Here is an 11229-nt window from a genome sequence, read left to right as displayed (position 1 = left end):
TTCCAGCCGGGTCCGACGCGCGTGCGTGCCGAGAACGGGCCGCCGGACTTGCCGGTGCCCCGGTAGTACCAGAGCACGCCGTCGTGGTCGCGTGCCACCAGGTCTCCGGTACCGGCCGCGGTCAGCGAGCCAAGCGGGGCGATCGTGGTGTACGTGTTCCAGCCGGGGCCGACCCGCGTCCTGGGCCCGAGCTTGCCGGGAGCGGCCGGGTCGGGAGTGGCCTGGTACTGCCACAGGGTCCCGGCGGTGTCACGGCCGTAGAAGGCGGCGCGGTGGCCGGCGGGGACCGTGTCGGCCGTCAGCGTCAGGCGGGTGGCCGCACTGTCGTAGGGGCGGCCGTCGGCGCCGGTGGTCTCAAGGCGGCCGTCGAGCGTACCGGCGGGCAGCCCCCAGTCACTGGTGACTTCCAGGCGCTCCAGAAGCTCGCCGTCCGCCGTGGTGTCCCACTGACGGGCCGGCAGTTGCAGCGTGAGGGATCCGTCGTCGGTGATGCTCCAGGAGGCGGTGCGGAAGGCTGTGCCGTCGGTGGCGTAGGCGACGTGCAGTCCGGCCGCGAGTTGCCGGGCGGTGTATCCGGCGGCGGTGATCGCGTCGGCAGGCAGTGTCCATCGCGTCGACGAGGCGGCCGGAGCCGTACCTACCCGTCGTGTCCGTACGGTTGCCGTCGTCGCCCGGGTGTCGCCGGTCGCGATCGGGACGGCGGCTCCCCACGGCACCTGCGTGCCGCCCGCGGACGTCCAGGAGGCCGAGAGGTGGGGTTGGGCGATGAAGATGCCGCCGTTGGTGGCGATCGTGCTGTGTGCGACGACCTTGCCGTCGGAGCCGGCGATGATGGAGCCGGTCACCGGGATCGCCTCCGCGATCGGGTATCCGGCCGACACGTGGAGATGCACCGTTCCCGCTTGGAGCGGTGCGCCGGGAATGCCGTTGTGATCGCTGTCGGTGTCGCCGATCGTGACGGTCGCCGCGAGGCCGGGCCGCCGCACCACGGGTACGGCGTTGCCCGTGTCGTCGGTGACGCGGAGCTGATCGAGCCCGGAGTCCTGCAGGTCCAGGCGTATGTAGGCATCCGCGGCCGGAGGTGCGGTCACGGTGACGTCCAGATCGCCCGGCTCTCCGTACATGGCGATGTGCGCGTCACCGACGGCGATCGCCGGTCCGGAAGGCGGTGCGTCCGCCGCGGCGACGGGCGGAAGGCTCACGGCGGTGCCCGCAGCCAGAGCCACGGCGGCCGCAGCCGCTACGCGGCGGTGAGAGACGTGCTTCACGTGCGATTCCTTGAGGTGGAGGGGCGGGCCGCGGTGCAGCCCGCCGCGAAAGGAGTGCGGACTTCGGGTCAGGCGATTTGCTGGAAGCCGTTCCAGCCGGCGGTGCCGACCGCGGTGCCGGAGCCCTGGATGCCGGAGTAGAAGTAGAGCTTGCCGTCTCCTCCGGAGGACCAGACGTCGGGCTTGCCGTCCCCGTCGGCGTCCGGGGCCGCGGTGAGCAGCGGGCGGTTGGCCGGCGTCCAGTTGGTGCCGATCACGGTCGGAGCCGAACCGAGCCCGTCGCCGTTCGTTCCGGTGCCGTTGTAGAACCGCAGGTCACCGTTGGCCTTGCTGCGGGCGACGAGGTCGACGTGGCCGTCGCCGGCACGGTCGCCGGGCGCGGTCAGGTCGAAGCCGGACCAGCTGCCGTTGCCCACCAGGACGGGCGGAGTGGTCTCGTCGAGGTAGAAGGAGTCGGACCCGAAGTAGAGCCAGAGCAGGTCGCCTTCCTTCACGAGCAGGTCGGGGTGCGGAGGCACGTCGATGGTGCCGTCGCCGTCGGTGTCCAGCCCGCCGTCGACGTCGCCGATCGCGAGGATCTGGTCGGCGTCGGAGAAGTGGTCGTTGGCCGGGTCGTAGACGCTGAGCTGCTGTTCGTCGTAGAGGCAGGACTGGGACTGTCCGTCGGCCTGTTCGTCCCTGGCGGTGCAGGCGTAGCCGAATCCGTTGTTGGGGAAGACCTCCAGCGACTTTCCGTCGGTGCCGGGAAGGAGAGCGACGAGGTCCTCGTAGCCGTCGGCGGTCCAGTCACCGCGGTGGGTGATGGAGGCGCCGTTGAAGTCGGTGGCGCCGCCGGCGGTGTACGGGGCGAGGAAGCCGCTGCCCTGGCCCGCGTAGAAGCGCAGATCGCCGTCGGTGGTGACGCCGTACATGTCGGAGGTGCCGTCGCCGTTGAGGTCGCCTGCCTTGTCCGGGGTGGCCGGGCCGTTGGCGTAGAAGCGGTAGGAGAAGGTGTCCGACCTGTTGCCGCCCTTGTCCAGGCTGCGCACGGCCAGCGTGTGGGCGCCGGCGGCGGGCGGTGTCAGCTTGATGTCGACCGAGCCGCCCGCGGTCTTGGGCGCGGCGTTGCGGACCGTCGGGTCCCAGTCGGTCCAGTACTCGTAACTGGCGACGTCCGCGATCCCACCGCTGCTGAGGGTAAAGGTGCCTTCGGTGCGGGACCGGCCGGTGGTGGCAGGCCAGCCGTCAACGGCTTCGGGAAATTGCTGGGAGTCCGCACTGGGCGGGTTGCTGGGCCGGGCGGCGTCGAACGTGAAGTGGCAGTTGGTGCTCCACGGTCCGCTCAGCGAACTGTCCTCGGCGCTGGCGCGCCAGCTGAAGTTGCCCGCCCCGGTGATGCCGTCGTCCTTGAGCAGCTTGGTCAGGGTGGCCTTGGGGATGAGGAGCCTGGCGCTCTTGCCCGAGGTCACGCTGACCGTTGTGTTGACCTCGTTGGTGGCGCCGCCGTGACCGGTGGGCCACAGGTTGAAGTGCGCCTTGATGGTGCCTCCGTCAGGGTCGGAGAAGGTGCCGCCGAGCGTCACATCGGTGTTGCCGATGGTCGTGTACGTGCTGTTGGCCCCGCAGTCGTTGCCGGAGGACGGGTTGGTGTAGAGGCCGGACGGCTTGCCGGGGTAGGTGTTGTAGTCGGTGGAGAGCACCGCGGTGCTCGCCGTGAACTTCTTCCACGCGTACACGTCGGTCTCACTCGTGGCCCGCATGCCGAGCGTGATGTTCGGCCAGTGCTTGGTGGCGGCTTCCTTGGCCGCGGCGGTGACGTCGTAGGCGAGATTGCCAGCGGGGCAGGAGGAGTTGTAGCCGTGGGAGTCCGTGCTGGTGGACAGCTTGGTGGCCCACGACGGCTGGTTGTTCCAGCTGGTCGACGAGGAGATCGATCCCGTCAGCCACGTCTCCGCCCTCGCGTCGTTGCACGACCATGACCACGAGTTCTTGATCCGGAAGGTGGACTTGGTGATCGCCTTGTTGGTGTTCCAGAGGTTGTTGGAGTCCATCCGGAAGAACGAGCGGGCCAGGCCGTTGGTCTCGTTCTCATAGCCGACCCGGGCGTCGCCGGTGGAGGAACCGCTGCCGCCCCAGCCGGCACCGTTGTAGAACGTGCCCGTCGGGTACTTCTTGTACGCGATCGTCCACGCCTCTTTGGAGCCGCCGATCGTGGGGTCGATGTAGACGGGGTACGTGACGTCGTCGCCAGTCAGCAGGGACTGGTCGGGCGTCAATGTCACCGTGGAGGACGTGACGTCGATCGGGACGGCCGCCTGCTGCGAGCCGTGGCCGGGCTCGAACTCGTCGGTGGGGACGGCGGGTCCGGGCGTGTCCTGCGCAGACGCGGCGAGCCGGGACCGCTGTCCGGCCGAGGGCGCGGCCGCCGGTGCGGTGGAGCTGTCCCACATGCGCGGGACGGGCGCGGTGAAGACCTCCTGCCCTGCAGGGTTGACCGCCCGCAGATTGCCGGTGGCGTCGGTGCTGACGTCGACGCCGTCGGAGGCCAGCTTGAGTCTGAGCGTCTTCAGCGCCGGATCGGCCGCCGCTTCCGCCGACTTGACCACCAGCAGCTCGCCGAAGCCCGATGTCCCGGCACGCACCTTCAGGTCCACGCCCGGCAGCACCTCCGGGTACGTGGCGCTGTCGCCGTCGACCGTTGGCGCGGGCAGGGCCGTGGGCCAGGACAGCGACATGCTGCGGCCGTCCCGGGTGATGGTGGCCAGCGGAGCGGTGCCGCCGCCGGAGAACTCCAGACCGACTGCGGTCGCCGCGGGCACGATCCGGCCGTCCGTACCGCGGTGCAGCGTCGTGTCGATGTCGACCAGCTTGTTGCCCTGACGGACGCGCTGCTCGGTCGCGTACTGGTCGCGCGTGAACGTCCCGTCCGGATTGGCGAACAGCTGTGCCGTCTCGGTGCGTTCCGAGAGCACCTCGGCCCGCTGCCCGGTCTCGGCGGCACGGGCGACGGCCTCGGACACCTCATCGGTCGTCCCGGTCCCCCCGGTGGCCGTGGATGACGTGCTGTCAATTGCCTGAGCGGGTAGGGCAGTTGCCGCCGGAGACAGCACGGCGGCCACCACGAGAGCGGCGAGTGGAATTCGCCACCTTCCTGTGCGCATCGCTCCCCTTCGATACTTCAAACCAGGATCCTTTCAGTTGCCACGTGAAGCACGGATCGTCGTGTGGCATCGGAGAAAACCGCGCGGTCACCCGCGTTCGGAGGCGGGTCTGCGCGTGCATTGAGTATGCACATGGATCAAGCCAGTCTGGACCGCCCGTGGAGTCCTTCTGGTCATCTGTGCAGCTCACGATGGCGGAGCAAGTTGGGCATAGGCGTCCATTAGCGCCGGTAAGCGGTGAAGCCTGTCAAATATTCAAATTCTTGTGCTATGGGAATCGAAGCGAAGAATTCGCGGTCGGCCTGATTCTTTGACGGCTCTTTGCGGGTGCTAATGTCAGCCGAATCGTCAACACTGCGTGAGCCCTTGGGGGGGTAAAGTGTCCGTTTTGCGGACCCATTTTCAGCGGAGTCCCGCACGGGCCAGGACACGTCGGCAAAGAGCGGCCTATGCCGTGAGCCTTTCGCTCGTCGTGTATCTGTTGCTCGGATTGCTGGCCGGTCCTGTGGCGGCCGCTGCCGAACTGAGCCTGCTCAAGTTGTCCAAGCCGCACCCGGTTCCGGCCACACCGGTCGGGGCGAAGCCGAAGGCGCGTACCGACGAGGCCGCGCAGCACGCCTGGAAGGGTGCGCCGAAGGTGACCTGGCCCGCGGCCGGGACCGCGACGGCGGCGATACCCGCTGCGGGCACGGCCCGTAAGGCGGCCGGTTCGCTCCCGGTACGCCTCCGGCAGAGCGCGGCCCGAACACACACGGCCAAGGGAGCCACCGACCCCGGCCCACAGCAGGCACAAGTGCAGGTGCTCGGCCAGGACACCGCGAAGAAGCTCGGCATCGACGGCGTCGTGATCGCGGTCAAGCCCGCTCAGGGCGCCAAGGGCGCAGTCGACGTCCAGGTCGACTACTCCGGCTTCCGCAGTGCCTACGGCGGTGACTGGGCGTCCCGGCTGCAACTGCGCAAGCTGCCCTCCTGCGCGCTGACCTCCCCGACGGCCCCTGCGTGCACCGCCAGCGAGGCTTTGACGACGGACAACGACACCAAGGCCGGAACGCTGGCGGCGGCCGTGGACCTGACGGCCGCGACGGCCTCCACCGCCGGTACGCAGACCGCACCCGTCGGCAAGGCGCAGCCGGCCGCGCCTTCCGTGACCGGCCTGAGCGCCACCGACGGCACCGTGCTGCTGGCCGTGACGGCTTCGGCGGCCGGTGCCGCCGGTGACTTCAAGGCGACGTCGCTGGCCCCGTCCGCGTCCTGGTCGGCGGGCGGCAGCAACGGCGGCTTCTCCTGGACGTATGGCATCGACACCCCCGAGGCGGCCGGCGGTGTGCAGCCGGACCTTTCGCTCGGTTACGCCTCCCAGTCGGTCGATGGCCGGACCGCGGCCACCAATAACCAGGCGAACTGGATCGGCGACGGCTGGTCGATGGACCCCGGCTACATCGAGCGGCAGTACGTGTCCTGCACTGACGACACGTCGGGCAGCAACACCACCGCCCAGGTCGGTGACCAGTGCTGGAAGAAGGACAACGCCGTTTTGAACCTGAACGGCCACAGCAACACACTGGTCAAGGACGACACCACTGGCGAGTGGCACCTGGAGAGCGACGACGGCACCAAGGCCGAAAAGCTCACCAGCTCCACGAACAACAACGGTGACAACGACGGTGAGTACTGGAAGGTGACCACACCGGACGGGACCGTCTACTACTTCGGCCTCAACCGCCCGGCGGGCTGGACCACCGGCAAGGACGAGACCAACTCCACCTGGACCGTGCCGGTGTACGGCAACCAGGCCGACGAGCCCTGCCACGCCACCGCCTTCGCGGACTCCTGGTGCCAACAGGCGTGGCGATGGAATCTGGACGCGGTGGTCGACCCGCACGGCGACGCGATGACGTACTACTGGGCCAAGGAGTCCAACTCCTACGGCCGCAACGTCAATCCGGACACCGGCGCCGCCACGTCCACCCCCTACACCCGCGGCGGCTACCTCAAGCGCATCGAGTACGGCCTGCGCTCCAGCAACTTCTACGCGACGCCCGCGGCGAAGGTCGACTTCACCGTCGCCGAGCGCTGCCTGACCGACTGCGGTACGTTCGACAAGGCCCACGCGGTGAACTGGCCCGACGTGCCCTTCGACCAGTACTGCGCGACCGGCGCGACCTGCACCGGGAACTACTCGCCGTCGTTCTGGACCCGCAAGCGGTTGACGAAGATCGACACCTCGGTGCTGGTCGGCACCGCCTTCAAGCCTGTGGACACCTGGGACCTGACCCAGCAGTTCCCGGCCACCGGCGACGGCACGTCGCCCGCTCTGTGGCTGGCCTCGATCGCCCGCACGGGCCACACCGGTACCGGCGATGCCGCGCTGCCCCGGGTGACCTTCCTCGGCCAGCAACTCCACAACCGGGTCGAGGGTGCCACGACCGGAGGCTCACCCGACCCGGTACCGCCGATGATCCGCTACCGGGTCTACGGCATCGACAGCGAGACCGGCTCGAGTCTGGGTATCACCTACACGGCCAGGGACTGCAAGGCGGGCGACGTACCGTCCCCGTCGTCCAACACGCGCCGCTGCTACCCGGTTATCTGGTCCCCGCCCCAGGCCCCCGGCGCCGAGTACGAGCCGTACCTGGACTGGTTCCACACCTATGCGGTCACGCAGGTGATTGAGCAGGACAACACCGGCGGCGCACCCGCTAAGGAGACCGATTACAGCTATGTGGGCGGCATGGCCTGGGGCAAGGACGAGGACGAGTTCACCAAGGCCAAGTACCTCACCTACGGCGAACGGAAAGGCTACGGCCTGGTCCAGGTCCGCACCGGCGCCGGCTCGGACCCGAAGACGCTCAAGGAATACCGCTACTTCCGGGGCGTCGACGGCGCCCAGGTCACGACCCACGACGGCGCCGCCTACACCGACCACAGCTCCTACGCCGGCATGACCCGCGAGGAGATGACATACAACGGTGACGGCGGCAAACTGCTAACCGCCACCAGCTACGAGCCCTGGCACGGCCCGGCGACCGCCAAGATGAGCCGCACCGGCCTGTCCGCGCTGTCGTCGTACGCCACCGGCAACGGCTCGGAATCCACCGCGACCGCGGTCGGCACCGGCTGGCGCACGACCAGGACCGAGCGCACCTATGACGCGGACGGAAAGGTCCTCACCGAATCCCGGCTCGGCGACACCGCCAAGTCCGGTGACGAGGAATGTGCGACGACGACGTACGCGCCCAACGCCGCGGCGAATCTTCTGACGCTGGTCGCCGAGGTCCGGACCGTCGCCAAACCCTGTGGCACGACTCCGTCGTTGCCCGCGGACCTGGTCTCCGTGGAGCGCCACTATTACGACGGCGCCACCAGCCTGACCGCCGCGCCCACCAAGGGCGACATCACCCGCGTCGACGAGCAGGACGCGGCCGGCACCGGTTATCTGACCACCGCCACCCACACCTACGACCAGCACGGCCGTGAGCTGGCCGAGACCGACGCGCTCGGCCACAGCACGACCATCGCCTACACCCCTGCCACCATCGCGGCGCCGACGTCCTCGACCGAGACCAACGCGCTCGGCCAGACCGTCACCAGCGAGTACGACCCGACACGCGGTGTCGTGACCGGCTCGACCGACGCCAACGGCAAGCGCACCGACGCCGTCTACGACGGACTCGGCCGACTGACGAGTGTCTGGAAGCCCGGCTGGGCCAAGGCCGCCCACGCCACTCAGCCATCGGTCCAGTACGCCTACTCCATCTCCCGTACCGCCGCGAATGTAATCACAACCAAGGCGATCAAGAGGGACGGCACCTACAGCACCATCTACAGCTTCTACGACGGTCTGCTGCGCCCCCGCGAGACGCAGACGCCGGCCGCCGGCACGCAGGACCGGCTGGTGAGCGAAACGCTCTACGACACTCGCGGCTTCACCCGCAAGACGTACGGCACCTACTACGCCTCCGGCTCCCCCTCTGCCACGTTGGTCAGCGGCGACGACACCAAGGTGCCCGACGCCACCTCGAACGTCTACGACGGCAGCGGGCGGATCACCGACGCGATCACCGTCAAGTACGGTGACGAGCAGTGGCGTACGACCACGGCCTACGACGGCGACCGCACCACGGTGATCCCGCCGAAGGGCGGCACGGCCACCACCACCGTCACCGACGCGCTCGGCCGCAAGACAGCCCTCATGCAGTACACCGACACGGCTCGGACGGCATCGCAGACCACCACGTACGCCTACGGCAAGTACGACGAGCCGGTGAAGGTCACCGACCCCGCCGGCAACGTGTGGTCCTACACCTTCGACAACCGCGGCCGGCAGACGAAGGCGGACGACCCCGACAAGGGAGTGTCCACCACCGGCTACGACAACGACGGCCGTCCCGTCACCAGCACCGACGCCCGCGGCGTCACGCTGACGACGGAGTACGACAAGCTCGGCAGGAAGACCGCGCTGAAGCAGGGCGGCACCACGCTCGCTTCCTGGACGTACGACACGCTTGCCAAGGGGCAGTTGACCAGCAGCAGCCGTTTCGTCGGCGGCGCCGAGTACACCACCGCGACCGGCGGCTACAACGACCGCTACCAGCCGACCTCCACCTCGGTGACCATTCCGGCCGCGGCCGGCGGACTGGCGGGCACCTACTCCTGGACCTACGGCTACAACGACCAGACCGGTCTCCAGGACTGGACGTTGACACCTGCCGTGGGCAATGTCCCGTCCGAGCGGATCACGACCAACTACAACAGCGACGACATGCCGATCCGCACCAGCCGGGCCGGCGTGGTCCTGGTCGCGAACACGACGTACGACGCCTTCTCCAGGCCGGTGCGCACCGAATTCGGGGGCACGGTAGGCAAGAAGGTGTACCAGTCGCAGCAGTACGACGAGTCCACCGGCCGCCTCATCCAGCAGACCACCGACCGTGACCTGGCACCGCAGCGGATCGACGACACCTCCTACGTCTACGACCCGGCCGGCAACATCACCTCGATCAGCACCGCCAGCGGCCAGGACGCGGCCAAGTCCACCGACACGCAGTGCTTCACCGACAACGCGCTCGGACAGCTCACCGAGGCGTGGACGGCGGCGACCGACTGCTCCAAGGCGCCCGCCACGAGCACCGTCGGTGGCCCGGACGCGTACTGGCAGACCTTCCGTTACGACCTGGCCGGAAACCGCAGCGAGCAGACCGACCACGGCACCGGGGCCTCCGCGGGGACCGATGCCGTCACCACCTACACCCAGCCCGAACCGAACACCGGGCTGCCGCACGCGGTGCAGCAGACGTCGGTCGCGGGCGGTGCCGACAACGGTGCGACCAGCACCTTCGGCTACGACAAGGCGGGCAACACCACCAAGCGCACCACCGGCGGCCAGGTCCAGGACCTGACCTGGGACGCGGAGGGCCACCTGGCCACCCTCACCCAGGCCGGCAAGACCACCAGCTACCTTTACGACGCCGACGGCAACCGGCTCATCGCCAAGAACGTCGACGGCACTGGCACCCTGACCCTGCCCGACGGCAGCGAACTCAAGCTCGGAGCCGACGGCACCACCAAGACCGGCACCCGCTACTACACGCACAACGGCGACACCGTCGCCGTCCGCAGCGGCGCCACCATCTCCTACCTCTTCACCGACCAGCAGGACACCGCGACCACCGCGGTCGACTCGACCACCTTCGCGGTCACCCGCCGCAAGGAACTCCCCTTCGGCCAGATCCGGGCGACCTCAGGGACCTTCCCCGGCACCCAGGGCTTCGTCGGCGGCACCACCGACCCGACCGGCCTGACCCACCTCGGCGCCCGCGAATACGACCCCGTTCTCGGTCGCTTCATCTCCGTCGACCCCGTCATCGACACCGGCGACCCGGCCCAGATGAACGCCTACTCCTACGCTCACAACAACCCGGTCACCCTCTCCGACCCCGAGGGCACCCGCCCCCTCGGCCCCACCGACGGCGGCACCACCACCGACAACCAGTGGGCCAACGACCGCGGCATGAACGCCGGCTACACCTACAAGAACGGCAAATGGGTCTGGCAGCAGTCCCCGAAGAAGGACACGACCTCCCGCCAGAAATACGCCGCCTACCAGGCCAACCCCACCCACTACATGATCGACGACGGCTACGCCTACGCCCGCGCCCAGCAGCAGGCCGCCGCAGCCGCCCGGATCAAGGCCCAGGCCGCGGCACGCGCGAAGAAGCTCGCCGAAGAGAAGCGGCGGAAGAAGAACAGCATCTTCGGCAAGATCAAGTCCGGAATCAACAGCGGCTGGGACGCGGCTTCTTCAGGCGTGAAGACGGCTGGTCAGTGGGCCTACGACAATCGGTCCAACATAGTGAAGGTCGCCGCTATCGGCGCCTTCGGGGTCTGCACTGTGGGCACGGCAGGTGCCTGCGCCGCAGTCGGGACCGCGGCATTCACGCTTTCGGTGGCCAATCGCGGAATCGCCTTCGGGCAGAGCAAGAAGACCAACGCCGACTGGGCGGCACTTGGTAGCGGTGTGGCCTTCGACACTGTTGCGTGGCGGGTGAACGTGGTCAGGGAGGGAGGTACGTTTGTCAAGAACCTGCCGCTGCTGTACTCAGTCGGCACCAGAGCAGGCCAGGCTCGCCTGTACCAGCAGGCGGCGGCAGCGGTGTGGGGGACGCTGGGCTGGTAGCCATGGCATGTGAAGTGGCGGGGGGGGGGGGGGGGGGGGGGGGGGGGGGGGGGGGGGGGGGGGGGGGGGGGGGGGGGGGGGGGGGGGGGGGGGGGGGAGGAGGAGAGGGGGGGGGGGGGGGGAGGAAAAGGGGAGAGTGGAGGTA

At 68.9% G+C, this 11229-nt stretch carries 2 protein-coding genes and 1 pseudogene; 1 reads left to right on the top strand and 2 read right to left on the bottom strand.

All coding sequences use genetic code 11. From position 1 onward, the window contains the following. Both ACZ37P_RS36205 and ACZ37P_RS36200 read right to left on the bottom strand, forming a co-directional pair. Positions 1-1268: pseudogene (locus tag ACZ37P_RS36205) on the bottom strand (hypothetical protein); the annotation flags it as partial. A gap of 68 nt (positions 1269-1336) precedes the next feature. Continuing rightward, positions 1337-4267, bottom strand: a complete 2931-nt coding sequence (locus ACZ37P_RS36200) for an FG-GAP repeat domain-containing protein (protein WP_467350677.1) — start codon at positions 4265-4267, stop codon at positions 1337-1339. Between the two features lie 595 nt (positions 4268-4862). Here ACZ37P_RS36200 and ACZ37P_RS36195 point away from each other — a divergent pair. Further along, a complete protein-coding gene (locus ACZ37P_RS36195; protein ID WP_467350675.1) occupies positions 4863-11084 on the top strand; it encodes an RHS repeat-associated core domain-containing protein in 6222 nt (2073 codons plus the stop codon). The last annotated feature ends 145 nt before the right edge of the window (positions 11085-11229 follow it).

It is taken from the genome of Streptomyces sp. NPDC024632 (assembly GCF_055559175.1).
Note: the sequence above shows the minus strand (reverse complement) of the source record. Positions and strands in the feature narration are given on the sequence as shown.